At 67.7% G+C, this 25,470-nt stretch carries 23 protein-coding genes; 15 read left to right on the top strand and 8 right to left on the bottom strand.

The features are described 5' to 3' along the window. Window positions 1-16: 16 nt before the first annotated feature. On the bottom strand, window positions 17-799 hold the full coding sequence (locus tag DBV10_RS19545; RefSeq protein ID WP_124515269.1) for an IclR family transcriptional regulator: 783 nt from the start codon (window positions 797-799) through the stop codon (window positions 17-19). Window positions 800-982: 183 nt separating this feature from the next. Between DBV10_RS19545 and DBV10_RS19550 the strand changes: the two genes are divergently transcribed. The 3 genes from DBV10_RS19550 (at window position 983) to DBV10_RS19560 (ending at window position 3,655) form a co-directional block, all read left to right on the top strand. Then, window positions 983-1,984, top strand: a complete 1,002-nt coding sequence (locus DBV10_RS19550; RefSeq protein WP_124515270.1) for a TRAP transporter substrate-binding protein — start codon at window positions 983-985, stop codon at window positions 1,982-1,984. 20 nt (window positions 1,985-2,004) lie between these two features. Next, the gene (locus DBV10_RS19555; protein ID WP_124515271.1) at window positions 2,005-2,451 is read left to right on the top strand and encodes a type II 3-dehydroquinate dehydratase; all 447 of its coding nucleotides are present in this window, start codon (window positions 2,005-2,007) and stop codon (window positions 2,449-2,451) included. A gap of 166 nt (window positions 2,452-2,617) precedes the next feature. Continuing rightward, window positions 2,618-3,655, top strand: a complete 1,038-nt coding sequence (locus DBV10_RS19560) for a diguanylate cyclase (RefSeq protein ID WP_124515272.1) — start codon at window positions 2,618-2,620, stop codon at window positions 3,653-3,655. A gap of 33 nt (window positions 3,656-3,688) precedes the next feature. On the opposite strand, the gene DBV10_RS19565 is transcribed toward DBV10_RS19560, so the two are convergent. The 3 genes from DBV10_RS19565 to DBV10_RS19575 all read right to left on the bottom strand — a co-directional run bounded on the left by DBV10_RS19565 (window position 3,689) and on the right by DBV10_RS19575 (window position 5,723). Then, window positions 3,689-4,774: a DUF72 domain-containing protein gene (locus DBV10_RS19565; RefSeq protein WP_124515273.1), complete on the bottom strand. Its 1,086-nt coding sequence runs from the start codon at window positions 4,772-4,774 to the stop codon at window positions 3,689-3,691. Between the two features lie 49 nt (window positions 4,775-4,823). After that, window positions 4,824-5,228 (bottom strand): hypothetical protein, encoded by a 405-nt coding sequence (locus DBV10_RS19570; protein WP_124515274.1) that lies wholly within the window; start codon window positions 5,226-5,228, stop codon window positions 4,824-4,826. Between the two features lie 201 nt (window positions 5,229-5,429). Continuing rightward, complete coding sequence (locus DBV10_RS19575) at window positions 5,430-5,723, bottom strand: DUF4148 domain-containing protein (protein ID WP_124515275.1); 294 nt, start codon at window positions 5,721-5,723, stop codon at window positions 5,430-5,432. A 290-nt stretch (window positions 5,724-6,013) separates the two neighbouring features. Here DBV10_RS19575 and DBV10_RS19580 point away from each other — a divergent pair, with 290 nt between their 5' ends. The 3 genes from DBV10_RS19580 to DBV10_RS19590 all read left to right on the top strand — a co-directional run bounded on the left by DBV10_RS19580 (window position 6,014) and on the right by DBV10_RS19590 (window position 10,685). After that, on the top strand, window positions 6,014-8,383 hold the full coding sequence (locus tag DBV10_RS19580) for a Tex family protein (protein ID WP_124515276.1): 2,370 nt from the start codon (window positions 6,014-6,016) through the stop codon (window positions 8,381-8,383). Window positions 8,384-8,456: 73 nt separating this feature from the next. Continuing rightward, window positions 8,457-9,284 (top strand): HDOD domain-containing protein, encoded by an 828-nt coding sequence (locus tag DBV10_RS19585; protein ID WP_124515277.1) that lies wholly within the window; start codon window positions 8,457-8,459, stop codon window positions 9,282-9,284. 189 nt (window positions 9,285-9,473) lie between these two features. Beyond that, window positions 9,474-10,685: a phospholipase gene (locus tag DBV10_RS19590; protein ID WP_124515278.1), complete on the top strand. Its 1,212-nt coding sequence runs from the start codon at window positions 9,474-9,476 to the stop codon at window positions 10,683-10,685. Between the two features lie 50 nt (window positions 10,686-10,735). On the opposite strand, the gene DBV10_RS19595 is transcribed toward DBV10_RS19590, so the two are convergent. Both DBV10_RS19595 and DBV10_RS19600 read right to left on the bottom strand, forming a co-directional pair. Further along, window positions 10,736-13,582, bottom strand: coding sequence for an EAL domain-containing protein (locus tag DBV10_RS19595; RefSeq protein ID WP_124515279.1), 2,847 nt, complete (start codon window positions 13,580-13,582; stop codon window positions 10,736-10,738). A 218-nt stretch (window positions 13,583-13,800) separates the two neighbouring features. Next, window positions 13,801-14,937 carry an iron-containing alcohol dehydrogenase gene (locus DBV10_RS19600; protein ID WP_124515280.1) on the bottom strand — a complete coding sequence of 379 codons (1,137 nt, stop codon included), beginning with the start codon at window positions 14,935-14,937 and terminating at the stop codon, window positions 13,801-13,803. Between the two features lie 199 nt (window positions 14,938-15,136). Here DBV10_RS19600 and DBV10_RS19605 point away from each other — a divergent pair, with 199 nt between their 5' ends. The 3 genes from DBV10_RS19605 to DBV10_RS19615 all read left to right on the top strand — a co-directional run bounded on the left by DBV10_RS19605 (window position 15,137) and on the right by DBV10_RS19615 (window position 17,902). Further along, a complete protein-coding gene (locus DBV10_RS19605) occupies window positions 15,137-16,006 on the top strand; it encodes a 2-keto-4-pentenoate hydratase (protein WP_124515281.1) in 870 nt (289 codons plus the stop codon). Window positions 16,007-16,115: 109 nt separating this feature from the next. Then, window positions 16,116-17,036, top strand: coding sequence for an alpha/beta hydrolase (locus tag DBV10_RS19610; RefSeq protein ID WP_233589996.1), 921 nt, complete (start codon window positions 16,116-16,118; stop codon window positions 17,034-17,036). 8 nt (window positions 17,037-17,044) lie between these two features. Then, window positions 17,045-17,902 carry a YbgC/FadM family acyl-CoA thioesterase gene (locus tag DBV10_RS19615; protein ID WP_124515283.1) on the top strand — a complete coding sequence of 286 codons (858 nt, stop codon included), beginning with the start codon at window positions 17,045-17,047 and terminating at the stop codon, window positions 17,900-17,902. A gap of 74 nt (window positions 17,903-17,976) precedes the next feature. Here the strand turns inward: DBV10_RS19615 and DBV10_RS19620 are convergent, their stop codons facing one another. After that, complete coding sequence (locus DBV10_RS19620; RefSeq protein ID WP_124515284.1) at window positions 17,977-18,894, bottom strand: folate-binding protein YgfZ; 918 nt, start codon at window positions 18,892-18,894, stop codon at window positions 17,977-17,979. A 66-nt stretch (window positions 18,895-18,960) separates the two neighbouring features. On the opposite strand from DBV10_RS19620, the gene mltG reads away from it, so the two are divergent. The 6 genes from mltG to DBV10_RS19650 all read left to right on the top strand — a co-directional run bounded on the left by mltG (window position 18,961) and on the right by DBV10_RS19650 (window position 23,555). After that, on the top strand, window positions 18,961-19,926 hold the full coding sequence (mltG, locus tag DBV10_RS19625; RefSeq protein ID WP_233589997.1) for an endolytic transglycosylase MltG: 966 nt from the start codon (window positions 18,961-18,963) through the stop codon (window positions 19,924-19,926). Between the two features lie 19 nt (window positions 19,927-19,945). Next, window positions 19,946-20,623 carry a dTMP kinase gene (gene tmk / locus DBV10_RS19630; RefSeq protein ID WP_124515285.1) on the top strand — a complete coding sequence of 226 codons (678 nt, stop codon included), beginning with the start codon at window positions 19,946-19,948 and terminating at the stop codon, window positions 20,621-20,623. Beyond that, window positions 20,620-21,627, top strand: coding sequence for a DNA polymerase III subunit delta' (locus tag DBV10_RS19635; RefSeq protein WP_124515286.1), 1,008 nt, complete (start codon window positions 20,620-20,622; stop codon window positions 21,625-21,627). The genes tmk and DBV10_RS19635 overlap by 4 nt, the downstream gene beginning before the upstream one ends. Before the next feature lie 17 nt (window positions 21,628-21,644). Then, window positions 21,645-22,004 (top strand): PilZ domain-containing protein, encoded by a 360-nt coding sequence (locus DBV10_RS19640; protein ID WP_015013859.1) that lies wholly within the window; start codon window positions 21,645-21,647, stop codon window positions 22,002-22,004. Between the two features lie 64 nt (window positions 22,005-22,068). Next, a complete protein-coding gene (locus DBV10_RS19645) occupies window positions 22,069-22,875 on the top strand; it encodes a TatD family hydrolase (RefSeq protein ID WP_124515287.1) in 807 nt (268 codons plus the stop codon). Further along, complete coding sequence (locus DBV10_RS19650; RefSeq protein ID WP_124515288.1) at window positions 22,872-23,555, top strand: ankyrin repeat domain-containing protein; 684 nt, start codon at window positions 22,872-22,874, stop codon at window positions 23,553-23,555. Before DBV10_RS19645 ends, DBV10_RS19650 begins: the two co-directional genes overlap by 4 nt. A gap of 62 nt (window positions 23,556-23,617) precedes the next feature. Here DBV10_RS19650 and msbA read toward each other — a convergent pair whose 3' ends face one another. Next, a complete protein-coding gene (gene msbA, locus DBV10_RS19655) occupies window positions 23,618-25,420 on the bottom strand; it encodes a lipid A export permease/ATP-binding protein MsbA (RefSeq protein ID WP_124515289.1) in 1,803 nt (600 codons plus the stop codon). Between the last annotated feature and the right edge of the window lie 50 nt (window positions 25,421-25,470).

Genomic DNA, 25,470 nt, shown 5'->3' on the forward strand with positions numbered 1-25,470 from the left:
TTAGTGTGAGCAGGCCCTATCCGCGCTTCTTCAACAAGGCCGAGCCTCCGCTCGCCATCGCCAGCTCGTGCGTGGTGTTCAGCAGGGCAGGGCCCAGGGCCTGCATGCGTTCGGGCGTCAGGCGCACCAGCGGGCCGGCGATCGTCACCACCCCGATCACCGTGCCGTTGCCCCGGCGGATGGGCGCGGCCATGGCCGTCATGGCCGGCGCGAACACCTCGACGATGGTGCTGAAGCCCTGCTGGCGCGCCGTGCGCAGGTAGGCCAGCAGTTCCTTGACCGTGGTCGGGGCATTGGGGCCGTAGTCATCCGGCTTGCCGAAGCCCTGGCGCGATACCAGGGCCAGGGCCTCTTCGTCGCTCATGGTCGACAGCCAGGCATGGCCGGCCGAGCTGCACGAGAGGTTGACCGACAGGCCCATGTCCGGGTCGTAGCGCAGGCCGCGCACGGCGCCCTGGGCCTTGGCCACGAAGGTCAGTTCGTCCCCGCTCACCACGGCCAGCCGTACCAGTTCCCCCGACTCCACTGCAAGCCGGTCCAGCAAGGGTTGGGCGATATCGACCACGCCCGTGGCGCTCAGGTGGGACAGGCCCAGCGACACCAGCTTGATCGTGAGCGTGTAGTTGCCCTGGCTGTGGTCTTGGCGCACATAGCCGCAGCGGATCAGCTCGGCCAGCAGGCGGTGCGTGGCGCTCAGTGGCATGTCCAGCTCGGACGCCAGGGCCGACAGCGCCTTGCCCTCGGGGTGGGGCGCCAGGTGTTCCAGGACTTTGAAGCTGCGCTCAAGGATGCTGCTCATGGCAAAGGCTTTCGATCAGGGGCGGGCAGGGGGCTGCTGGGCCGCAATGTACCAAAAATTGTTAAAGGGTTTCTACTATGGAAACTGTTTCCACTTTTTTCTACGATCCGCCACCATGTGCTTCCCACCGCTGTGCGGCCGGGCAGCGGTCGCCCCTTGGTTCTTTTTGACTGGAGAAGCCCCGTGAGAAAAACTGCCTGCCTTCTGGCAATCGCCAGCCTGTCCCTGCTGCTGGCCGGGCCTGCCAGCGCCCAGCAAGAGCGCGTGATCCGCTTTGGCCACCTGAACAATGCCGACCACCCGGTGAGCTTTGGCGTCAAGCGCTTTGGCGAACTGCTGGCGGCCAAGAGCGGCGGCAAGATGAAGGTGATGGAGTTCCCCGCCTCGCAGCTGGGCAACGAGTTGCAGCAGCAGTCGGCCCTGCAGGGCGGGGTGCAGCAGATGTCGGCGCCGGCCACCACCTCGCTGGCCGGCATCGTCAAGGAATTCGGCCTCGTGGACTTCCCCTTCGCGGTGGCCAACTTTGCGCAGGCCGATGCCCTGCTCGACGGCCCGCTGGGTCAGGCGCTGATTGCCAAACTGCCCGACAAGGGCCTGGTGGCCCTGGGTTACTGGGACCTGGGCTTTCGCAACGTGACCAACAGCAAACGCCCCATCACCCGGGCCGAAGACCTGGACGGCCTCAAGCTGCGCGTGATCCCCAACCCGGTGTTCCTTGACACCTTCAAGGCCTTCAAGGCCAACCCCGTGCCCATGCCGTTCGCCGAGCTGTATGGCGCGCTGGAAGCCAAGGCGGTGGACGGCCAGGAAAACCCGTTCGCCGTGATCCTGTCCAACAAGATGTTCGAGGTGCAGAAGTACGTGAGCGCCACCAACCACGTCTATGCGGCCAACATCGTGCTGGTGAGCAAGAAGTTCTGGGACCAGCTTGCCCCCGCCGAGCAAAAGATGATGCACGACGCCGCCCGCGAAACGCGCGACTACCAGCGCCAGGTGAGCCGCGCTGCCGCGCAACGGGCGGTGGGCGAGCTGCAGGCCAAGGGCATGCAGTTCAATGAAGTGGCCGTGGCCGAGCAAAAGCGCATGCAGCAGATCGCACAGCCCGTGGCCGACAGATTCGCGGCCAGCTACGACCCGGCCATGGTCAAGCTCTACAACGACGAACTGGCCCGTATCCGCAAGTAAGCCATCCGGCCCGACACACCATGAAAATCCTCATCCTCCACGGCCCCAACCTCAACCTGTTTGGCCGCCGCGAACCCCACATCTACGGCACCACCACGCTGGCGCAGATCAACGAGCGGCTGCAAAAGCTCGCCACCGAACTGGGCGTGGAACTGGACATCGTGCAGTCCAACCACGAAGGCGTGCTCATCGACTTTTTGCACGACAACATCGACGCCGCGCAGGGCGCGCTGGTGAACCCGGCGGGCCTCACCCAGCATGGCGTGCCGCTGCACGACGCGATCAAGGCTATGCCCTTCCCGGTGATCGAGGTCCACATGTCCAACATCGCCGCACGCGAGGCCTGGCGCGCGCACTCCATCATCTCGCCCGCCGTCAAGGCCACGGTGCAGGGCTTTGGGCCCCACTCCTACCTGGCCGGGCTGCGCTCGCTGGTCGAAAGCCTGCGCGAGGCGGCGGTGTCCTGAACCTGCCTTGGCTGGGCCTGGGCGCCGCCAGGCCAGCAGGGTAGTTCCGTGTTTTCGCGGGGCAGGGCGGGTGTTACATTCAAACGCACCTGTTGCCCTGTGCGGCGCGCCGGGCGAGGCTGCCGGCCGCAGCGCTTTCTCCTGCCCCCGACAAGGACCCCACCGCATGTCACCGGAACGCGAGCGACTGACCCGCATGCTCTTTGATGAATACATCGAGATGTATGCCGCGCGCGATGCCAGGCTGCTCGCACGCTTCAGTGACAACTTCAGCGGCTTTTCGGGCAGCAGCGACCAGCTGATCAAGAGCCGCGCCGAATGGGCCGAGCTGACGCAGCAAGACTTTGCGCAGGTGCCGGAGCGCATCGGCATCGAGATGGTGGAGCTGTTCGCGCAGGACCTGGGCGAAGACCTGCTGGCCGCCACCGCCTTTTTCCACATCCACCTGCCCATCCCCGACGCATTGTTTGCGCGCGAAACCGCGCGCAAGGTGGTGCTGTTTCGGCGCGAAGGCAGTCCTGGCGGCCAGAGCGACTGGAAGATCGTGCATGTGAGTGTCTCCATCCCGTTTGGCACGGCCCGTGGCGACGAGGTCTACCCCATCGAAGAACTGCGCCAGCGCAACCGCGAGCTGGAGGCACTGGTGGCCGAGCGCACCCAGGCCCTGGCCCAGGTCAACCACCGTCTGGAGCTGCTGAGCAACACCGACGGCCTCACCGGCATTGCCAACCGCCGCCATTTCGACGACGCCCTGGCGCGCGAGTGGGCGCGCGCGCAGCGGGGGGCTGCGCCGCTGGCGCTCATCCTGCTGGATGTGGACGTGTTCAAGCACTTCAACGACCACTACGGCCACCTGGCGGGCGACGCCTGCCTGCGGACCCTGGCCACCACGCTCGCGCAGGTGGGCGCGCGGCGCGAGGGCGAGCTGGCCGCGCGTTTTGGCGGCGAAGAGTTTGTGGTGCTGCTGCCGGGTGCCGACCTGGCCGCCGCCGCCGAGGTGGCGCACCATGTTCAGGCGGCGATTCAGCAATTGGCGCTGCCCCACGAAGGCGCACCGCATGGCATCGTGACCGTGAGCTTTGGCGTGGCCAGCCTGCAGCCCCAGCGCGACCAACTGCCCGAAGAACTGGTGCGCCGCGCTGACCGCGCCATGTACCGCGCCAAGCAGGGCGGGCGCAACCGGATTGAGCTGGCGCCTGCGTGATGCGCTGGTGACCCGAAACCGCGCCGCCAGCCCCTACCGCCCCGCCAGCTTCACGACCTCTTCCGCCACCCCCCGCACCGTCAGCGGCGCGCTGCCCTCGGCGTGGTTGCTGATGGTGACCAGCGCGTTCTGCCCCCGGCCCGTGATGCCCGCAATCACCGCCGCCAGCGCCGCCCGCGTCTCCAGGTCCGGGTGGTGCAGCCGGTCGTAGGGTTCGTACAGCCGCTCGGCATCTTCATAGCCATAGGGGCCATGCACCGGGTTCAGGTTCCAGCGGCACACCAGGGGGCCGGGCCACAGCGCGCGCAGCATAGGCAACTGCGCCTGCAGCGGCGGCATCTTGGCATGCAGGCCCAGGCAGTAGGTGGCACCTGCTTCGCGCAGCACGGCGGCAAAGTCGGGGGTCAGCCATTCGGGGTCGCGCACCTCCACCGCAATCACGCCATCGGGGGCCGTCGGCGCGAGGGCTGGCAGGGCGAGCAGCATGGTGCGCAGGCGCTCCAGCAGCATCGGCATGCGGTCCAGCTGCGCCAGGGGCAGGGGGCTGAGCTGAAACACCAGCGCCCCCAGCTTTTGCCCCAGGCCCTGCAGCGCGGGCTCCACACATTCGCTGCGCGCCAGCTCGGGGCTCAGAAACGCCGGGTTGGGCTGGCGGCCCCGGCCGTCCTCGCTGCGCACCAGCGCATCCGTCACCACACTGGGCGCCTTCACCACAAACCGAAAGTCATCGGGCACCTGGGATGCGTAGCGCTCGAACTGGCTCGCGGTGAGCGGGCGATAAAAGCTGCGGTCGATGCTCACCGTGCGCAGCAGCGGGTGCTGCGCGTACACGGCCAGCCCCTGTTTGGAGAGCTGCGCGTCGGAGTGCTCGCCCTCCCACACCAGCCCTTTCCATCCCGGGTAGGTCCACGACGACGTGCCCAGGCGCAACTGCGCAGGCAAGGCGGCGGCCAGGGTTGTCAACGCATCGTCGGGAGCGATGGGGGCCACCGTGCCAGACCGAGTGCGCCGCGCAGGGGGCTCGGCACCTTGGGTGGGAGACGTGTCGGAAGGCACCTGCACCGCAGCGCCCCCTGTGGGGGGCTTGGGCAACGCGTCACCAAAAAGATCGTCTTGCATGCGCAGTCAATCAGCCATAGAGCCGGGGAGGGCGTATCCAGTGGGCCCGCTACGAACCGCCAAACAACCCCCCCTCGTCCAGCAGGTCAAACGTGATCTGCGGCTGCGCATCCATGCTCTTCTTGATGGCCGCCGGAATGGCCTGCCGCGTCTTGCGGCACAGCCCCGGCTGCTCCAGCACCAGGATCGCAATGCCCCGCAGGCTGCGCACCTCGTGCGGGCTCTGTGTGATCGACAGGCGGATACCCAATTGCTGCTCCATGCGCTCCTGCATCTTGCGCAGGTCCGCCAGGCTGGCCAGGTTCTCCAGCCGGTCCAGCATCTTTTTTTCTTCCGTCCGCGTGAGCATCAGGATGCGCACATCCCCACTGGGTGCCTGCAGCAGCGCGTCCCGGTCGCAGACGCAGGTGCCGGGGGGGCATTCGGTGCGGATGGGGAAGGAGGGGTGGGGCATGGGGCGTGAGAGAGAAGTTTCCCATTTTATGAAGGGCCGAAAGCTCCGTGCACCCACAAACAAAAAGGGCTCCCAAGGGGAGCCCAGTTTGCATGGCCAGTCGCGGGTGTCTTCAAAACACCTCCCATGGCAGCAGCACCCGCACCGCGCGAAGTGCCACCACCATGGGAAGTCCCGCAACTGTGTCAATCGGTCAACCGATTACATGGCGCTGAATTCGCCGTGGGGGATCTGGCCGGTGCGCACGGCTTCGGCAGCCTGGGCACGCACGGCAGTGCGGTCGGCGTTGGACTTGTAGGTCACCACGCGCGAGCCTGCGGGCTCCAGGCTGTGGGTGCGGGCTTCGACAACCGCTTCGGCATTCACTTCAGCGCGGGTGCGATTCGTGTCGAACTGCAGGGCGAATTGCGAGCTGTCAGCTTCGTCGGCATGGGCACCAAAAGCGGCGAAAGCGGCAACAGCAGCGACGGAGAGGAAACGGGCGGTCTTGTTCATGATGAAAATCCTTGAAAGTAAAAAAGCGTCTCAAAAAAGCCGGGTCAAAAACCATTCCTGAACCGGGTTCGGTGAGTCGCCTTGCGGGTTCGGCTCATCGATGGGTTGAACTGTACGCCGATAGCGTCCATGGAAAAACTACTTGGTCGCAAACTAACTGTTCCAGTATTGAAAACAATCGACGTTCCGGCTGTGGGAGTGCCGTGGAGTCGCCAAACCGCCTGTGGCAAACTCCCGCGCTTCGCCTTTTCTTCCTATCGTTTGACCGCGTCTCAGAGAGTCCGTCCCCCATGCAGCAGATCGTTCGGCAGTTGGCCGCAGAAATCAAAGTCAATGAATCCCAGGTGCGCGCAGCGGTGGAGTTGCTCGATGGTGGGGCCACGGTGCCATTCATCGCGCGCTACCGCAAGGAGGTGACGGGCGGGCTGGACGATATCCAGCTGCGGGAGCTGGAGGCGCGCCTGTCATACCTGCGCGAGCTGGAAGACCGCCGCGTGGCCGTGCTCAAGGCCATTGACGAGCAGGGCAAGCTGACCGATGCGCTGCGCGCCGCGATTGCGGCCGCGCCCACCAAGCAGGAGCTGGAAGACATCTACCTGCCCTTCAAGCAAAAGCGCCGCACCAAGGGCCAGATTGCCCGCGAGTTCGGCATCGAGCCGCTGGCCGACAAGCTCTTTGCCGACCCGACGCTGGACCCCGCCCAGGAGGCTGCCGCTTTCACCAAACCGCCCGAGGTGCTGGACGATGGCAAGCCGGGCGCCGATTTCTCGACTGTGCCAGCCGTGCTGGATGGTGTGCGCGACATCCTCAGCGAGCGCTGGGCCGAAGACCCGGCGCTGGTGCAGAACCTGCGCGAATGGCTGTGGGCCGAGGGCCTGCTGCGCAGCAAGAAGATCGAATCCAAGAACGAGAATGACCCCGAGGTCTCCAAGTTCCGCGATTATTTTGAATACGACGAGCCCATTGGCCGTGTGCCTTCGCACCGCGCGCTGGCGGTGTTCCGGGGCCGGGGGCTGGAGATTTTGGAAGCCAAGCTGGTGCTGCCTGTGGAGCCCGAGCCGGGCAAGCCCAGCCTGGCCGAAGGCAAGATTGCGCTGCACCTGGGCTGGAGTCACGCGGGCCGCCCAGCCGACGACCTGCTGCGCAAGTGCGTGGCCTGGACCTGGCGCGTGAAGCTGTCCCTGTCGACCGAGCGCGACCTGTTCGCCCGCCTGCGCGACGATGCCGAGAAGGTGGCGATCAAGGTGTTCGCCGACAACCTGCGCGACCTGCTGCTGGCGGCGCCAGCCGGCCCGCGCGTGGTGATGGGCCTGGACCCGGGCATCCGCACCGGTGTGAAGGTGGCCGTGGTCGATGCGACCGGCAAGCTGGTGGAGACCGCCACCGTGTACCCCCATGAGCCCAAGCGCGACTGGGACGGTTCGCTGTTCACCCTGGCCAAGCTGGTGGAAAAACATGGCGTGAACCTGATCGCCATTGGCAACGGTACGGCCAGCCGCGAGACCGACAAGCTGGCGGCCGACCTGATCAAGATGGCTGCCAAGGCCGAGCGCGCTATCGAGAAGGTGGTGGTGAGCGAGGCGGGCGCGTCCGTCTATTCCGCCAGTGAATATGCTTCGCAAGAGATGCCCGATGTGGATGTGAGCCTGCGTGGTGCGGCGTCCATTGCACGCCGTCTGCAGGACCCGCTGGCCGAGCTGGTGAAGATCGACCCCAAGAGCATCGGCGTGGGCCAGTACCAGCACGACGTGAACCAGAGCGAGCTGGCGCGCACCCTGGGCACGGTGGTGGAAGACTGCGTGAACTCGGTGGGCGTGGACTTGAACACGGCCAGCGTGCCGTTGCTCTCGCGCGTCTCGGGGCTGTCGGGCAGTGTGGCCAAGGCCGTGGTGCGCTGGCGCGAGGCCAATGGTGCGTTCAAGAGCCGCAAGCAGCTCATGGACGTGGCGGGCCTGGGCGCCAAGACCTTCGAGCAGAGCGCGGGCTTTTTGCGCATCCGGGGTGGCGAGAACCCGCTGGACATGACCGGCGTGCACCCCGAAACCTACCCCGTGATCGAGCAGATCATGGAAAAAACGGGCAAGCCCGTGGCCGAGATCATGGGCCGCGCCGACATGCTCAAGACCCTGAAGCCCGAGCTGTTCGCCAACGAGAAGTTTGGCGTAATCACCGTCAAAGACATCCTGGCCGAGCTGGAAAAACCCGGCCGCGACCCGCGCCCGGACTTCAAGGTGGCACGCTTCAACGACGGCGTGGAGGACATCAAGGACCTCAAGGAAGGCATGATCCTGGAGGGCACGGTGAGCAACGTGGCCCAGTTCGGCGCCTTTGTGGACCTGGGCGTGCACCAGGACGGCCTGGTGCACGTGAGCCAGCTGGCGCACAAGTTCGTGAACGACGCCCGCGAAGTGGTCAAGACCGGCGACATCGTCAAGGTCAAGGTCATGGAAGTGGACGTGGAGCGCAAGCGCATCGGCCTGTCGATGAAGCTGGGCGATGCGCCGCCGCGCCAGGGCGGCGACCGTGGTGCGCCGCGCGACAACCGTTTTGAAGGCGCAGGCCGGGGCTACGCCCAGCCCCCGCGCCGCGCCAACGAGGCGGCCCAGCCGTCGGCCATGGCCTCGGCGTTTGCGAAGTTGCAACAGGCCAAGGGCCGGTAACTGCGGGCTGGCGGATGGGGCCCGCCGGGGGCCATAATCGCCAGCACCCCCATCACAACCGGTGCCCTGTCCCATGGAGTTGAACGCACTGCTGGCCCAGCCTGTGGCACTGCCCAGCCTTCCGCGCGCCGTGGCGCTGCTGATGAGCGAGCTGGCCCATGGCGAGCCCAGCCTGCGGCGCCTGACCCAGCTGTTTGGCACCGACCCCGCCTTGGCCGCGCGCCTGTTGGAGCTGGCCAATTCGCCCACCTTCCAGCTGCCGCGCCAGATTGCGGGCATCCCCGAGGCCCTGGCGCTGCTGGGCACGGCCCAGTTGCGCACGCTGGTCACGTCGGCCCCGCTGGGCACCACCTCGCGCTCGGTGCCGGGGGTGAACATGCAGCAGTTCTGGCGCTACAGCCTCAATACCGCCAAGCTCGCGCGCTCACTGGCCGGCATCGTGCACCAGAACCAGATTGCGGCCTACACGGCGGGCCTGCTGCATGCGCTGGGCGAGCTGGTGATCCACCTCGCAGACCCGGAAAAAGCCCAGTCGGTCAACACCCTGGTGGCGCCGTTCGACCTGCGCCGCGACAAGATCGAGCAGCGCATCTTTGGCTACAGCTATGGCCATGTCACGGCCGGCTGCGCGCGCCGCTGGCAGCTGCCCGAGGTGGTGATCGACGCCCTGCAGTACCAAAGTGCGCCGTTTGACAACAAGGCTTACGAGCCGCTGGCGGGCGTGATCCACCTGGCCGCCTGGCGCGCCCGGGCCCGCGAGGCCGAGCTGAGCGAGAAGGAGCTGGCCGTGTCCTTCCCCGGCGAGGTGGGCCTGACCCTGGGCCTGGACATCGACATGGTGTTGCAGCAAGACCCCATCGACTGGACGGTCCGGCCCGAAGTGGCGGATTTCGCGGTGTAGCGCGACGAACAAAACCCTTCTGGCGTCGTTGCCGCGTCTTGTCGTACTGCGCGTACTGCCTGCAACGCGGCGCCTCGCCAGAACCGCTGCGCTGGTTTTTTTATCCGCTCTGGGGGCCGCCAGCAAAACTGCCTGATCCCCGCGACTGGGCGACAGCCTGCGGCGGGTTGCTTTGCGACAATCGGCGCCATGAAAGCACTGCGCATCCATGCCGGCCCCCGTGCCCGGCAACACCTTGAGCACCATGGCCTGCAGCCCGGCGACGTGGGCGTGATCCCCGCAGCGGCCGGCGGGCCCAAGGGGCTGATCCTGGGGCCGCTGGACCGGTTCCTCTTTGGGGAGTGGCTGCCGCAATCGGACCAGCCCGTGCACCTGGTGGGCGCATCGATTGGCGCGTGGCGCATGGCCACGGCCTGCCTGCAGCAATCGGTGGCGGCTTTCGAGCGGCTGGAGCATGACTACATCCACCAGGACTATGAGCTGCCCCCGGGTAAGAAGCGCCCCACGGCGGCCCATGTGAGCGAGCGGTTTGGGCGCAACTTGGACGCGTTCTATGGCGGGCGGGTGGATGAGGTGCTGAGCCATCCGCGCTACCGCCTGCACATCATCACGTCGCGGGGGCGCCACCTGCTGGGGCGCGAGCATGGCGTGGCGACGCCGCTGGGCTACCTGGGCGCCTTTTTGACCAATACGGTGCACCGCAAGGCCATGGGGGCCTGGCTGGAGCGGGTGGTGTTTTCGTCGCCCGATGCATCGGTGCCGGGGGCGGCCTGCGCGGCCCTGCCGTTTGGCACCTCGGACTACCGCACGCGGCAGGTGCGGCTCAGCGCGGCCAACTTCATGCCGGCGCTGCAGGCGAGCTGCTCCATCCCCTTTGTGCTGCAGGCCGTGCACAACATTCCGGGGGCGCCGCCCGGGGCGTACTGGGATGGCGGCATCACCGACTACCACCTGCATCTGGCCTATCGCCATCTGGGTGCCAGTGCTTCTGATTTGATAGCTTTTAGGGCAGCAGGGGCGGGCGGAAGCAGCCAAAAACCTTTGAGCGATGGGGGGGCGCGGGCCGCTGCAGCGGGCGTGCGCCCGGGTTCTGCGGGCATCGTGCTGTACCCGCACTTCCAGCACCAGGTGGTGCCGGGCTGGCTGGACAAGGGCCTGAAGTGGCGCCACCGGGCCACCCCCGCGCTGGACAACATGGTGGTGCTGTCGCCCCACCCCGACTGGGTGCGTTCACTGCCCAATGCCAAGTTGCCCGACCGCAAGGACTTCACCCATTACGGCACGGACAGCCGGGCCCGCGCCCAGGCCTGGCTGGGCGCCACGAGCGCCAGCCAACAACTGGTAGATGAATGGGCCGAGTGGCTGCGGCGGCCGGACCTGGGGGCCGTGCACCCGCTGTAGAGAGGTCGGCATGTCGGTGGTTGGGTGGTATCGCCGCCTTGCCTTCGCTCTCAAGCATCCGCACCGTTCGGGCTGAGCGTGTCCAAGCCCCGCACCGCCCGCGCGGCGTGGCGGGCCGCATGCTCGCGCGCCCAGCCCAGCACCTCGTGGGCGGGCATGGGCCGCGCGATGCCGTAGCCCTGCGCCCGCTCGCAGCCCAGCTCCAGCAGCCGGGCCGCATGTTCGGCGGTCTCCACGCCTTCGGCCACCACATGGCGATGGAAGGCCGCCGCCAGTGCCACGATGGCCTGGACGAGGGTGAGGTCGTCGCCATCTTCCAGAATGCCGCGCACGAAGGACTGGTCGATCTTGATCGTCTCGGCGGGCAGGCGCTTGAGGTAGGACAGCGACGAGTAGCCGGTGCCGAAGTCGTCCAGAGCAAACCGCACGCCCAGGGCCTGGCAGCTTTGCATCATGCGGCGCATGTACTGCATGTCTTCGAGCGCGGCGGATTCGAGGATCTCCAGCTCCAGCCGGGTGGGCGAGACCTCGGGGCAGGTGTGCAGGATGTCCTGCAGGCGTGGCACGAAGTTGGGCCGGTGGAAGTGGGGCGCGGCGATGTTGACGCTGACTTCCCACAGCATGCCGGCGCTGGTCCATTGCCGCATCTGGGCCAGGGCCTGGCGCAGCACCCATTCGCCCAGTTCCGCCACCAGCTCGGTGTCTTCCACCAGGGGCAGCACATGCTGTGGGCCCAGCAGCCCTTCCTCGGGGTGCTGCCAGCGCAGCAGGGCCTCCAGCCCGATGATCTCACCCGTGCGCAGGTTGACCTTGGGCTGGTAGTGCAGCACCAGCTCGCCCGCGTGCAGGGCTTGGGCCACGCGGGTCTGGCGTGTGTGCTGGGTCTGCACGGCGTGGTCCTGCTGCACGTCGAACACATGCAGCTGGTTGCGGCCAAAGCTCTTGGCCTGGCACATGGCCTGGTCGGCGTGGCGCAGCAGGGTGTCGGGGCTGGCGTCGTCCTGCGGGAACACGGCCACGCCGATGCTCACCGTGGTGTTCACCACGCGGTCGTCGATGGCGTAGGGGGCGGCCAGTTGCTGCATGAGCACGGCCAGGCGGGCTTCGATGGCCGGCACGTGGGGCTGCTCGCCCAGCAGCAGCACGAATTCGTCGCCGCCCATGCGCGCCACGGCGTCGCCCGGGGTGATGAAGGCCCCCAGGCGCCGGGCGGTTTCCTTGAGCAGTCGGTCGCCCACGCGGTGGCCCAAGGCGTCGTTCACGGCCTGGAAATGGTCCAGGTCCAGCATGCACACGGCCAGCAGCAGGCCCTTGTCGCGAGCCACGAACAGGGCGTGCGTGAGGCGCTCGGCCAGCGCGGCGCGGTTGTAGAGCCCCGTCAGCGGGTCGTGCCGGGCATGCCAGGAGATCTGGTGGCGCAGGTTGCGGGCTTCGGTCACATCGCGGAACACCAGCACGCAGCCCACGGCCAGGCCACCGTGCTTGCGGATGGGCGACGCGGTGTATTCGATGGCGTAGCGTTCGCCCGAGCGGTGGATCAGCACCTCGCGCGTGGCCTGCTGCAGCGCGCCGGGCTGGCTGTCGCGCTCGGTGGCCGAGCTGGCGTTGCGGCTGGCGGGCTCTTCATACAGGCGGAACACGTCGTCCAGCTGCCGGCCCACGGCCTGCTGGGCCGTGAAGCCGGTCATGAGCTGCGCGGCCTCGTTGAGGGTGTCGATGCGCCCCGCCAGGTCGGTGGTGATGACGCCGTCGCCGATGGAGGCGAGCGTGACTTCGGCGCGTTCCTTTTCGGCGTGCAGGGCCTCTTGGGCGCGCTTGCGTTCGGTCACATCCACCAGGGTGCCGATGGTGCCTGCCAGCGCGCCGCTGGTGCTGGTGAAGGGCGCTTCGTAGTACGCCATGTACATCGGCGGCTGGTGGGCCGGGTGGATGGCGACCACGTTGTCCTGTGCGCTCGCGACCTGGGCAGAGCGTTCGGGCGCCAGGGCCTCGGGCACGGTGGACGCGTGGTGTGCGCCTGTGGGGTCCACCGGTGCCTGGAACAGCCGTTGCCAGGCGCGGTTGGTGTCCAGGTAGGTGCCGTCGGCATGGCGCACGAACACGGGCAGGGGCAGGGCGTCGATCAGTTGCCGCGTGAAATGCAGTTGTTCGCTTTGCTGGCGCTGGGTGTCATGCAGCGACAGCACCAGCGACTGGACCTTGCCCGCCATGTCGTTGAATGCCTCGGCCATGGCCCGGGATTCGAGGGTGCCGGCCACCTCCATGCGGGTGCCCAGGTGGCCCTGGCGGAACGCATCGGTGGCCTGTGCCAGCCGCCGCAGCATGCGCGCATTGGCCCGCAGCAGCAGGGTGAGCAGGAACAGGATGGTGAAGATGTTGAGCGCCGAGATGCGGGCCTGGACGATCACCGTGCTCCAGACCCGGTCCACCTGCGGCTGTGCATGCAGGGCGATGCTCAGGCGGCCCGGGGTGCCGTCGGCCAGGCGCTGGGCGGACTGCTGCAGGGGGTGGGGGAGGTCCAGCCAGCGGGCGAACCAGCCGGGGGCCAGGGCGGCGGGGGCGGGGGCCCGCACTTCGGCGGCGGGCTGGTGGGCGGATTCGGCGGGTTCCCATGTGAGCGCCTGCACACCAGGGCCGAGGTGGGTGATGCCTTCACGCAAAAGGCCTGCGAGGGCGGCGGAATCCGGGGCGGGCACGGCCGCCAGGCGGGGCAGGAGGTAGTCGCTGGCACGCCGCAGCTCGGCGGCGGCATGGCGGTGGGCCTCTTCGGTTTCGGCCTGCAGCAGGTAGTGGTAGCGCACGCCACTGACCAGCAGGATGATCAGCGCGATGGGGACATAGAGCCGGGGGTAGGTGCCCCGCAGAAGCCAGGTGCTGAGATTTCCGGTGCGCTTCATCGGCGGTGGCCCTCTCCCCCATCCCAGGTAATGAATGGTTAATTAATGGTGAACTGGAACTGGGAGTCTAGCCGGAGGTGCTGCGTGGGCGGCCTTTTCCGTGGGCGCGTCTGGTGGGGTGTGGCGAGGCTGTGACATTTTGTAGCGCCCGCAGGGCGGAGCCTGCGCCGGGGGCTGCTCTGCGCCCCGGGCCAGTGGCTGGCCTGGGGGCTCCTGGTTCAGAGCGACTGCGACAGCATGCCGCGGTACTCGTCGGGCGTGGCAACGCGCGGGTTGGTCTTGTGGCAATGGTCGGCCATTGCGCCCTGGATGATGTCGTCGAACATGCTTTCGGTCACGCCCATGGCGGCCAGGCCCGTGGGCAGGCCCAGGCGGGCGTTCATGTCGCGGAGGGCCTCGGGGATGTCGCCCGCCGATGCGAGGCCCATGGCGTGGGCCATGCGTTCCAGCCGCTTTTCTTTCTGCACCGATTCAGCGCCCGCATTGAAGCGCACCACGGCGGGCAAAAACATGGCGTTGAGCGTGCCATGGTGCAGGCGCGGGTTCACGCCGCCCAGGCTGTGGCTGAGCGAGTGCACGGCGCCCAGGCCCTTCTGGAAGGCCATGGCGCCCTGCATGCTGGCGCTCATCATGTGCAGGCGCGCGTCGCGGTCGCTGCCGTTCTTGGTGGCTTGCTCAATGTGTGCCCAGCCGCGCGTGAGGCCGTCCAGGGCAATGCCGTCGGCGGGTGGGTTGAAGGCGGCCGACATGAAGGTCTCCATGCAGTGCGCAATCGCGTCCATGCCCGTGGCGGCCGTCAGCATGGGGGGCAGGCCCAGCGTGAGTTCGGGGTCGCAGATGGCGGTCTTGGGCACCAGGTTCCACGAGTGAAAGCCCAGCTTGCGGTGGTCGTCCACGATGATGATCGCGCCGCGCGCCACCTCGCTGCCCGTGCCGCTGGTGGTGGGCACGGCGATCAGGGGCGCGGCCCGGTCGGTGATGCGAGGCGAGCCGCCTTCGATGGTGGCGTAGTGCGTGAGCGGCCCCTCGTGCGTGGCGGCAATCGCGATGCCCTTGGCGCAGTCGATGGCCGAGCCGCCACCCACGGCGATCAGGCCGTCGCAGCCCTGGGCTTTGTACATCTGCACGGCCGCGCGCACGGCGGCTTCGGTGGGGTTGGACGGGGTCTGGTCAAACACCGCCACAGTCAGACCGGGCAGCGCGTCCAGCGCCTTTTGCAGCACGCCAGCGGCCTTCACGCCAGGGTCCGTCACGATCAGGGGGCGCGTGATGCCCACGCGCTCGCATTCCTGTTTCAGCAGCTTGACAGCGCCGAATTCAAACTGGATCTGGGTGACGTAGTAGATGAAAGCCATGGTGCAACAGGGTGTGTGAATGGGAGTGCCAGCGATTACGATAGCCCGCCAGCCTTCAGAGCGGTCAACAAAACTCAGCGAAGCGGTTCTGGCCAGGCGCTGCGCCGCAGGCAGTACGGGTCGTACGACAAGACGCGGCAATGGCGCCAGAAGAGTTTTGTTGGCCGCTCCAAACCCACTTTATAAGGAGGAGACACACATGAAAACGAAGCAAACCCTGATGGCAGCCCTGGTGGCCGTCGCCTCTGTGACATCGGCCCAGGCCCAGTGCCTGACCGATGCACAGGCCGCCGAGCTGGTGGCCAGCTATGTGGCCAAGACCCCGGCCGCCAACCCCGAGAACCTGTCGGACGCCGATGGCGCCTGCACGCGGGGCAAGGTCAATGCCTTGCTGGCCCAGCGCATGGGCAAGGTGATTGGCTACAAGGCCGGCCTGACCAACCCCGCCGTGCAAAAACGCTTCAACACCGACAAGCCCGTGTGGGGCAAGCTCTACGAAGGCATGGTGCTGGCCAGCGGCGCCACGGTGGACCCCACATTCGGTGCCCGCCCCCTGTACGAGGCCGACATGCTGGTGCGCGTGAAAAGCACGGCCATCAACCAGGCCAAGACACCCATGGACGTGCTGGACGCCGTGGACCAGGTCATCCCCTTCATCGAGCTGCCCGACCTCATGGTGCAGGCGCCGCCCAAGCTCAACGGCGCGGGCGTGACGGCCATCAACGTGGGCGCGCGCCTGGGCGTGGCCGGCGCGCCCGTTGCTGTGCCTGCGTACCGGGGCGAGCGCTTTGCCCTGCTGCAGGCGCTGGCCGACATGAACGTGTCGCTGACCGATGGCGCGGGCACGCGCCTGGGCGGTGGCAAGGGCAGCGACATCCTGGAGCACCCGCTCAACGCCGTGGTGTGGCTGGCCGGTGCGCTGGCACAGGAAGGCCTGGCCATGCAGCCGGGCGATCTGATCAGCCTGGGCTCGTTCTCGCCGCTGCTGCCGCCCAAGGCGGGCCTGGCGGTCACAGCGACTTATGACGGTCTGCCTGGCGCCGCGCCGGTGCGCGTGATCTTCAAGTAGGCGACCCCCGATCGGCCCGCCGCTGTGCGGGCCATGGCTTTTCTTTCTGCTACCGAGACCCTGACCGTTGACCGACCTGCACATCCACCACACCCGCCTGACCCCGCAGATGCGCAGCGTGCTCGAACGCATGGCCCGCGCGGGGCACGCCCCGTTGCACACCCGCTCGCCCCAGGAGGCCCGCACCGCCTACCAGGCGGGCGCCGATGTGCTGGAGGTGCCCAAGGCGGCGCTGGCACGGGTGGACGACCTGCAGATCCCCACCCGCGATGGCGCCCTGCTGCCCGCGCGGCTGTACGCGCCCAGCACCGACACGGGCCTGCCCGTGCTGCTGTACACGCACGGCGGCGGCTTCACCATCGGCAACATCGCCACGCACGACATCCTGTGCCGCGAGCTGGCGCGCCTGGCGGGCTGCATGGTGGTGTCGCTGGACTACCGGTTGGCGCCGGAGCACCGCTTTCCCACCGCCAGCAACGATGCCTGGGATGCGCTGCAGTGGCTGGCGGCCCATGCCAAGGGCCTGGGGGCAGACCCTGAACGGTTGGCCGTGGGCGGCGACAGCGCGGGTGGCACGCTGGCCGCCGTCAACGCCATCCTGGCGCGCGATGCGGGCCTGCCGCTGGCGCTGCAGCTGCTGATCTACCCCGGCTGCGCCGCGCACCAGGACACGCCGTCGCACGCCACCTTTGCGCGCGGCCTGGTGCTGGAGGAGCCCGCCATCAGCTGGTTTTTCGGCCACTATGTGCACACCCGTGAGGAGCGCGAGGACTGGCGTTTTGCGCCGCTGCTGGCACCCGATGTGGAGGGCGTGGCCCCCGCCTGGATCGGCCTGGCCGAATGCGACCCGCTGGTGGACGAAGGCATCGAGTACGCCGACAAGCTGCGCCTGGCCGGCGTGCCGGTGGACCTGGACATCTACCGGGGCGTGACCCACGAATTCATCAAGATGGGCCGCGCCATCCCCGAGGCGCGCAAGGCCCATGCCGACGCAGCCCGTGCGCTGCGCCTGGCTTTTCACCTGGAGTAATGCCATCCATGCAACGCAGTGACTTCCGCTTTTTCCACCGCCTGCGCGTGCGCTGGGCCGAGGTGGACATGCAAAAGATCGTGTTCAACGCGCACTACCTCATGTACATCGACACGGCGATGTCCGACTACTGGCGCGCGCTGGCATTGCCGTACGAAGCGAGCATGCTGGCCCTGGGCGGCGAGATGTATGTGAAGAAGGCCACCGTGGAATACCACGCTTCGGCGCGGCTCGATGACACGCTGGACGTGGGCCTGCAATGCACGCGCATCGGCAACTCGTCCTGCCTGTTCACGGCGGGCATCTTCAGTGGCGACCGGCTGCTGATCTCGGCCGAGCTGGTCTATGTGTTTGCCGACCCGGCCACGCAGACCTCCCGCCCCGTGCCGCCTGCGCTGCGCGCGATCTTTGAAGGCTTTGAGGCGGGCACCGACATGGCCGAGGTGCGCACCGGCGACTGGAACACCCTGGGCCGCGATGCAGGCCGCGTGCGCACGGCGGTGTTTGTGCATGAGCAGGGCATTCCCGCCGAGATCGAGGCCGACCTGCAAGACATCTCGGCCCGCCATGCGGTGCTCTACAACCGGCTGGGCATGCCCATTGCCGCCGGCCGGCTGTTGCAGCCATCACCGGGCGTGGGCCGCATCGGCCGCATGGCGGTGGACCGCTCGGTGCGCGGCGCGCAATGGGGCCGGCAGTTGCTGGATGCGTTGGTGGACGCCGCCCGGGCCCGGGGCGACACCGAGGTGCAGCTGCACGCCCAGAGCAGCGCCGAGGGCTTCTACCGCCGCGCGGGGTTCACCGTGGTGGGCGAGCCCTACGAAGAAGCCGGAATTGCGCACATCGCGATGGCGCGGCGGCTCTAGGCTGCAGTCGTTGAGTTGCTATTGAAAAGTGAGCTTCTTGCGCCGGATGGACGCGCGCAAGAGCCCATTTTTGTTCAAATATCTTCGAGCAAGGGGTAGGGCAGGGGCAGCAGCGACAGCGCCACGCCACCCGCCGCGCCCACCTGCAGTGCACCCTCTTGCGCTGCGCTGATCTGCAGCGACACGATGGCATCAAAGCCACCGCCCGGTGCGGGGGCCGCCTGCACCACCGTGCCGCAGGGCTGCTCCAGGTCTGCCGTATTGAACACCTCGGCGCCCATCGCCACCTCGGCCACCGCATGGGCGATGTAGGCGCGGCGCTTGAGCGTGCCCCGGAACTGGCTGCGCGCCACCACTTCCTGGCCGGGGTAGCAGCCCTTCTTGAAGTTCACGCCGCCCACGGATTCGTAGTTGAGCATCTGGGGCACAAAGGCCTCGACCACGGGCGTGGTCAGCGTGGCCACGCCGCTCTTCACTTCGCTCCAGCGCCACAGGGCGGCATCCAGCGCGGGGCCTGCGGGGGCGGGGTCCGATGCCGGGGCCACCCACAGCGCGCGCGGGGTGCCGTCGGCCGGGTACAGGTGCACCAGGTTGGCAGTGCCAATATCGGCCTTCACCCAAGCGGGCTGTGCGCTACCAGCTACGGTGTTGATAGCATCTCCAGCCAGGCCATACAGCGCAAAATCGGCCGTGGCGTCGGTCAGCTTGGCTTTGGCGCGCAACACAAACATCGACAGGCGCTTGAGCGTGGGGGGCAGCAGGTCGCGGCTGCAGAGCAGCAATACCTCGGTGGCGCTGCGCTTGAAGCCGATGAAGCTGGCCTGCATGCGGCCCTTGGCCGACAAGAAGGCCGCCAGGCGGGCCTGGTCCATGCCGAGCAGGGCGAAATCCTGGGTGAGCTGGCCGTGCAGAAACTTGGCGGCGTCTTCGCCTTCCACGCGAATCACGCCGAGGTGGGACAGGGGGGCAATGCCATTCAAGGGGTAGGTCATCGCTGAATTATGATGCCCTGTTTCATACATACAGACGGCAGGGTTGTGCGACGTTTACTGGCTTTGATGGTGTTGGTGGGGATCGCACTGGGTGGTGCTGCCTACTGGTGGCTGCACCAGCCGCTGGACCTGGGCCCCGAGCCGCTGGAGCTGGCCATCGAGCCCGGCACCACGCCGCGCGGCGTGGCCCGCGATGTGGTGGCGGCCGGGGTCAAGACGGACGCCCGCCTGCTGTACGCCTGGTTCCGCTTCTCGGGGCAGGACCGCGCCATCAAGGCCGGCAACTACGAAATCCCGCCCGGCACCACCCCCATCGGCCTGCTGCAAAAGCTGGCCCGGGGCGAAGAAGCCCTGCGCGCACTCACCCTGGTTGAAGGCTGGAACTGGCGCCAGGTGCGCCAGGCGCTGGCCAAGGAGGAGCAGCTCAAGCGCGACTCCGCCACTTTGACCGACGAAGCGCTGATGGCCCAGCTGGGCCGCCCCGGCGTGGCGCCCGAGGGGCGGTTCTTCCCCGACACCTACACCTACGCCAAGGGCTCCAGCGACATCGCCTTGCTGCGCCGCGCCCTGCATGCCATGGATCGCAAGCTCGACGCCGCCTGGGCGCAGCGCGCGGCCGACACGCCGCTCAAGTCGGCGGACGAAGCGCTGGTCCTGGCCAGCATCGTCGAGAAGGAAACCGGCAAGGCCAGCGACCGGGGCCAGATTGCAGGCGTGTTTGCCAACCGGCTGCGCATCGGCATGCTGCTGCAGACCGACCCCACGGTGATCTACGGCCTGGGCGAAAAATTTGACGGCAACCTGCGCAAGCGCGACCTGCAGACCGACACCCCCTGGAACACCTACACCCGCCCCGGCCTGCCGCCCACGCCCATTGCCATGCCCGGCAAGGCCGCGCTGCTGGCCGCCGTGCAGCCCCAGGCGACGCGCGCCCTGTACTTTGTGGCCAAGGGCGATGGCAGCAGCCATTTCAGTGCCTCGCTGGAAGAGCACAACCGCGCCGTCAACCGCTACCAGCGCGGGCAGCAGTAAGCAATCAAGCAAGGCCACCATGTCACGACCCGGACTGTTCATCACCTTTGAAGGCATCGACGGCGCAGGCAAGTCCTCGCACATCGAGGGCCTGGCGGCGGCGTTCCGCGCCCAGGGCCGCACCGTTACCGTGAGCCGTGAGCCCGGTGGTACGCCGCTGGCCGAAAAACTGCGCACCCTGGTGTTGAACGACCCCATGGACGCGCTCACTGAGTCCTTGCTGATCTTCGCGGCCCGCCGCGACCATCTGCTCAACGTCATCGAGCCCGCCTTGGCGCGGGGCGATGTGGTGCTGTGCGACCGGTTCACCGATGCCACCTTTGCCTACCAGGGCGCAGGGCGGGGCTTCGATCTGGGCGTGCTATCAACTTTGGAGCGCCTTGCGCAGACGGGACTGGCGCCAGAGGCCCATTTGATGCGTGAACCCGATCTGACGGTGTGGTTTGACCTGGCCCCCGAGGTGGCGGCCGAACGCCTGGCCGGTGCACGCGTGCCCGACCGCTTCGAGGCCCAGCCGGTCGAGTTCTTCCGCCGCGTGGCCCAGGGCTATGCCGACCGCGCCGCCGCCGCGCCCGCGCGCTTTGCGCGGCTGGACGCAGCGCAGGAGCGCCACCGGGTGTGGCAGCAGCTCACCAGCGTGTTTGTGCGCAAGGGCTGGCTGGCCATCATGGTGGCATCGCAAGGGGGGCCGCAATGAGCGAGACCTCCGTGCCTTTGGCGCTCTGGATCGCCACGCAGCGCAGCCGCCTGCTGGCCCAGCGGGGCCATGCCTGGCTGCTGCAGGGGCCATCGGGCCTGGGGCAGTACGCGCTGGGGCTGGAGCTGGTGCGCGCATGGTTGTGTGACGCGCCGACGGAGCAGGGCGCCTGCGGCCACTGCGGCAGCTGCCACGCCATCGACGTGCGCACCCATGCCGACCTGTGCGTGCTCATGCCCGAGGTGCAGATGATGGCCCTGGGCTGGCCGCTGTCCGAAAAAGCCCAGGCCGACATCGACGACAAAAAGCGCAAGCCCAGCCGCGAGATCCGCGTCGAAGCCATGCGCGATGCGGTGGAGTTTTCGCAGCGCACCTCGGCGCGTGGCAAGGGCAAGGCGGTGCTGGTGTACCCGGCCGAGCAGATGAACCACATCACCGCCAACGCCCTGCTCAAGACCCTGGAGGAGCCGCCGGGTGACGTGCGCTTTGTGCTGGCCAGCGAGGCCGCGCACCAGTTGCTGCCCACCATCCGCAGCCGCTGCCTGGGGCACACCATGGTCTGGCCTGCGGAGGCCGACAGCCTGGTGTGGTTGCAGGCGCAGGGCCTGGCCCGGGATGCGGCCACCTCCTTCCTGCGCGCGGCCGGCGGGCGGCCCGACGATGCCCTGGCGCTGGCCCGGTCCGGCCGCAGCCCACAGGCTTGGGGCGCCCTGCCGCAAGCGGTGGCGCGGGGCGATGTGACGGCCCTGGGCGACTGGGCCCCAGCCCAGGTGATCGACGCGCTGCAAAAGCTCTGCCACGACCTGCTGGCTGCCAGCGTGGGCGCCGCGCCGCGTTACTTTGCGCCGGCCGACCTGCCCAAGGTGCCACCCCTGGGCGCGCTCACCCGGTGGTCGCGTGCGCTGGCCAAGTCGGCCCGCACGGCGGACCATCCATTCAACGCCGGCCTCATGCTGGAGGCGCTTGTCGCCCAGGCGCGAAACACCCTACACTCGAAACACTAAGCCGCTATCTCCCACCCATGAGCAGTCCATCCACCGCGCCCCGTCCCAGCGTCATGCAGCTGGCCATCAAGGAGAAGGCGGCCCTCTACGCGGCCTACATTCCCTTTTTTGCCGAAGGGGGCATTTTTGTGCCCACCCAGCGCGACTACAAGCTGGGCGACGATGTGTATGTGCTGCTCACCTTGCCCGACGACACGCAGCGCTACCCCGTGGCGGGCCGTGTGGCCTGGGTCACGCCCGCGCGCGCAGCAGGCAATCGCACGCAGGGGGTGGGCATCCAGTTTCCGAAGGACGAAAAATCGCGCCAGCTCAAGGCCAAAATCGAGGAATTGCTGGGAACTGCCCTGGGCTCCGACCGTCCTACCCAGACCATCTGATCGGCGTTGCCGGTGCCCCGTGCCGACCCGCGCTGGCTGGTCGGCTTTTTTATTTTGCAAGCTCATGTTCACTGATTCGCACTGTCACCTCAACTTCCCGGAGCTGGTCAGCCAGCTGCCCGCCATCCGCCAGGCCATGGCCGAGGCGCAGGTCACGCGGGCCCTGTGCATCTGCACCACCATGGAAGAGTTCGAGGGCGTGCACGCCCTGGCCCTGGCCCATGACAACTTCTGGAGCACGGTGGGCGTGCACCCCGACAACGAAGGCGTGACCGAGCCCACGGTGCAAGACCTGCTGGACCGCGCCGCCTTGCCGCGCGTGGTGGCCATTGGCGAGACCGGGCTCGACTACTACGGCATGGAAGACCGCAAGGGCGGGCGCAGCATCGCCGATCTGGAATGGCAGCGCGACCGGTTCCGCACCCACATCCGCGCGGCGCGGGCCTGTGGCAAGCCGCTCATCATCCACACGCGCAGCGCGTCCGACGACACGCTGGCCATCCTGCGGGAAGAGGGCGAGGATGGCGCCGGCAACCAGGCGGGGGGCGTTTTCCACTGTTTCACCGAGTCGATGCAGGTGGCGCGGGCCGCGCTGGACCTGGGCTACTACCTTTCGTTCTCGGGCATCATCACCTTCAAGAGCGCACAGGAGCTGCGCGACGTGGTGGCGTTTGTTCCGCTTGACCGCTTGCTCATCGAGACCGACAGCCCGTATCTTGCGCCCGTGCCCTACCGGGGCAAGACCAACAACCCCTCGTATGTGCCCCATGTGGCCCGGCAGGTGGCCGAGACCAAGGGCCTGGCGCTGGAGGCCGTGGCCGAGGCCACCAGCCGCAACTTTGATCGCTTGTTCCCGGGGGTGATGGCATGAGCCTGCACCGACGTTCTGCCTTGACCTCCCTGGCTGCCTTGGCGCTGGGCGCGGTGTCTGCCCGGGCCTGGGCGGGTGCGTATGAAGACTTCTTTGTGGCCATCCTGCGGGACGATGGCGACGCGATCAGCGCGCTGGTGCGCCGGGGTTTCGACCCCAACACCCGCGACCCCAAGGGCCAGGTGGGGCTCACGCTGGCATTGCAGAATGGGGCCAACAAGGCCTTTGCCGCGCTGCTGGCCGCGCGCGGGGTGAACGTGGAGGCGCGCAACGCCCAGGACGAAAGCCCCCTCATGATGGCCGCGCTCAAGGGCAACGTAGAGGCTGTGAAAGCCCTGATTGCGCGCGATGCGGACGTGAACAAGCGGGGGTGGGCGCCACTGCACTACGCGGCGTCTGCAGGGTCGCCGCAGCATGCGGCCATCATCTCGCTGCTGCTGGAAAGCCATGCCTACATCGATGCCGCGTCGCCCAACGGCACCACGCCCCTCATGATGGCCGCGCACTATGGGTCGATCGAGGCGGTGCAGCTTTTGCTGGAAGAGGGCGCGGACCCCACGCTCAAGAACCAGCTGGGTTTGACGGCGACCGATTTCGCCCTGCGCGTGAGCCGCACGGATTCGGCAGAAAAGATCGCTGCGGCCATCCGGCGGCGGCAGCCGAACCGGGGCAAGTGGTAGCTGGTAGCCGTCGCTGGTAGCCGTCGCTGGTAGCCGTCGCTGGTAGCCGCGTCGCCCGGGGGTTACTCCGGTGCGGCCGTGCTGCCGACCGCCGGGCGTGCCTGCAGGCGTGCGTACAGCCCGCCCTGGGCCATCAGTGCGCTGTGCGTGCCTTGCTCGGCGATGCGTCCGCGCTCCATGACGACCACCCGGTTCGCATGCTCGATGGTGGACAGGCGGTGGGCAATGACCAGCGTGGTGCGCCCTTGCATCAGGCGCTGCAGGGCTTCCTGCACCAGGCGTTCGGATTCGGTGTCGAGCGCCGAGGTCGCTTCGTCCAGGATCAGGATGGGTGCGTCCTTGTAGAGCGCCCGTGCGATGGCCAGCCGCTGGCGCTGCCCGCCCGACAGCTGTGTGGCGTTGTGGCCCACGATGGTGTGGATGCCCTGCGGCAGCCCGGCGACATGCCCCGCCAGATTGGCGGCTTGCAGGCAGTCGCGCACCCGTTGTTCGTCCACCGCGCACCCCAACGCCACGTTGGCGGCAATGGTGTCGTTGAACATGACCACGTCCTGGCTCACCATCGCAAACTGTGAACGCAGTGACATCAAATCCCAGTCCTGGACGGGATGGCCATCGACGAGGATGTTGCCGCCCGCCGGTGCAATGAAACGTGGCAGCAAGTTGACGAGCGTGGTCTTGCCCGCGCCGGAGGGGCCGACGAGCGCGACGATCTCGCCGGGCGCCACTTTCAGGCTGATCTGGTCCAGGGCTGGAGCATGGTCCGGCCCGAAGGACACCGTGACCCGTTCCAGCGCCAGTTCGCCCCGGACCCGATCGGTGCGGTACTGGCCGCCACTTTCGGCGCCAGTTTCGCCCAGCAAGGCCAAGCCGCGCTCCAGGGCTGCCACGCCGCGCGTGATGGGGCTGGCGACGTCGGCCAGGCGGCGGATGGGGGCGATGAGCATGAGCATGGCCGTGATGAAGGCGGCAAAGCCACCCACGGTGACGCCCTTGGCATCCACGGCCCCACGGCTCTGCCAGAGTGCAATGCAGATCACGGTCGACAATGCTGCTGCGGCCAGGAGCTGGGTCAGCGGCGTCATGGCCGCCGATGCGATCGTGGATTTGATGGCCAAGCGCCGCAGACTGCGGCTGAGGCCCTCGAAGCGCTGGGCTTGGCCTGCCTGTGCACCGTGCAGCCGGACCATGCGGTGTGCCAGCACGTTTTCTTCCACCACATAGGCCAGTTCGTCCGTGGCCTGCTGGCTGCTTTTGGTGAGGTGGTACAGCCGCTTGGACAGTGTCTTCATGATCCAGGCGACGCCGGGCACCACCACGGCCACGATCAGCGTCAACTGCCAATTCAGGTAGAGCAGGTAGAACAGCAGGGCGACCAGCGTGAAGCCATCGCGCGAAATCCCCATCAGCGCCTGCACGAGCAGCGTTGCGCCGGTCTGCACTTCATAGACCACGGTGTTGGACAGCGCACTGGCCGACTGGCGGCTGAACAAGCCCATTTCGGCGGCCAGCACCCGCTCAAACAGCGAAGTGCGCAGGGTGAACATGCCTTCATTGGCAATGCGTGCCAGTGCGTATTGGCCCACGAACTGGGCAAGCCCGCGCACGAGGAAGATGCCAAGAATGGCCAGCGGGACCATCCACAGCTCCAGGCTGCCTTGGGTGAACCCTTGGTCCAGCAAAGGCTGCAGCAGGGCGGGGATGAGGGGCTCGGTGATCGCCCCGACCAGCGTCGCAACAATGGCCAGCCCCCAGGCCAGCCGCTGGCCGCCAAAGTAGACGGACAACCGCTTCAGGCGTGCGGCCAGGCTGGCGGGAGGGAGGGGAGCATTGGCGGGCGTGGTGCCCGTGTCGGTGGCTTGCATGTGGCCCGGATTCTAAGGTTGTGGGCCGCCCTGGCGGCGGCTTGCACCAG

It is taken from the genome of Acidovorax sp. FJL06 (genome assembly GCF_003852545.1).
Lineage (GTDB): Bacteria > Pseudomonadota > Gammaproteobacteria > Burkholderiales > Burkholderiaceae_C > Acidovorax.

Coding starts and splice junctions, on each gene's coding strand:
- DBV10_RS19545 (WP_124515269.1), bottom strand. CDS start 799: ATGAGCAGCATCCTTGAGCGCAGCTTCAAAGTCCTGGAACACCTGGCG.
- DBV10_RS19555 (WP_124515271.1), top strand. CDS start 2,005: ATGAAAATCCTCATCCTCCACGGCCCCAACCTCAACCTGTTTGGCCGC.
- DBV10_RS19560 (WP_124515272.1), top strand. CDS start 2,618: ATGTCACCGGAACGCGAGCGACTGACCCGCATGCTCTTTGATGAATAC.
- DBV10_RS19565 (WP_124515273.1), bottom strand. CDS start 4,774: ATGCAAGACGATCTTTTTGGTGACGCGTTGCCCAAGCCCCCCACAGGG.
- DBV10_RS19570 (WP_124515274.1), bottom strand. CDS start 5,228: ATGCCCCACCCCTCCTTCCCCATCCGCACCGAATGCCCCCCCGGCACC.
- DBV10_RS19575 (WP_124515275.1), bottom strand. CDS start 5,723: ATGAACAAGACCGCCCGTTTCCTCTCCGTCGCTGCTGTTGCCGCTTTC.
- DBV10_RS19580 (WP_124515276.1), top strand. CDS start 6,014: ATGCAGCAGATCGTTCGGCAGTTGGCCGCAGAAATCAAAGTCAATGAA.
- DBV10_RS19585 (WP_124515277.1), top strand. CDS start 8,457: ATGGAGTTGAACGCACTGCTGGCCCAGCCTGTGGCACTGCCCAGCCTT.
- DBV10_RS19590 (WP_124515278.1), top strand. CDS start 9,474: ATGAAAGCACTGCGCATCCATGCCGGCCCCCGTGCCCGGCAACACCTT.
- DBV10_RS19595 (WP_124515279.1), bottom strand. CDS start 13,582: ATGAAGCGCACCGGAAATCTCAGCACCTGGCTTCTGCGGGGCACCTAC.
- DBV10_RS19600 (WP_124515280.1), bottom strand. CDS start 14,937: ATGGCTTTCATCTACTACGTCACCCAGATCCAGTTTGAATTCGGCGCT.
- DBV10_RS19605 (WP_124515281.1), top strand. CDS start 15,137: ATGAAAACGAAGCAAACCCTGATGGCAGCCCTGGTGGCCGTCGCCTCT.
- DBV10_RS19610 (WP_233589996.1), top strand. CDS start 16,116: ATGCGCAGCGTGCTCGAACGCATGGCCCGCGCGGGGCACGCCCCGTTG.
- DBV10_RS19615 (WP_124515283.1), top strand. CDS start 17,045: ATGCAACGCAGTGACTTCCGCTTTTTCCACCGCCTGCGCGTGCGCTGG.
- DBV10_RS19620 (WP_124515284.1), bottom strand. CDS start 18,894: ATGACCTACCCCTTGAATGGCATTGCCCCCCTGTCCCACCTCGGCGTG.
- mltG (WP_233589997.1), top strand. CDS start 18,961: ATGGTGTTGGTGGGGATCGCACTGGGTGGTGCTGCCTACTGGTGGCTG.
- tmk (WP_124515285.1), top strand. CDS start 19,946: ATGTCACGACCCGGACTGTTCATCACCTTTGAAGGCATCGACGGCGCA.
- DBV10_RS19635 (WP_124515286.1), top strand. CDS start 20,620: ATGAGCGAGACCTCCGTGCCTTTGGCGCTCTGGATCGCCACGCAGCGC.
- DBV10_RS19640 (WP_015013859.1), top strand. CDS start 21,645: ATGAGCAGTCCATCCACCGCGCCCCGTCCCAGCGTCATGCAGCTGGCC.
- DBV10_RS19645 (WP_124515287.1), top strand. CDS start 22,069: ATGTTCACTGATTCGCACTGTCACCTCAACTTCCCGGAGCTGGTCAGC.
- DBV10_RS19650 (WP_124515288.1), top strand. CDS start 22,872: ATGAGCCTGCACCGACGTTCTGCCTTGACCTCCCTGGCTGCCTTGGCG.
- msbA (WP_124515289.1), bottom strand. CDS start 25,420: ATGCAAGCCACCGACACGGGCACCACGCCCGCCAATGCTCCCCTCCCT.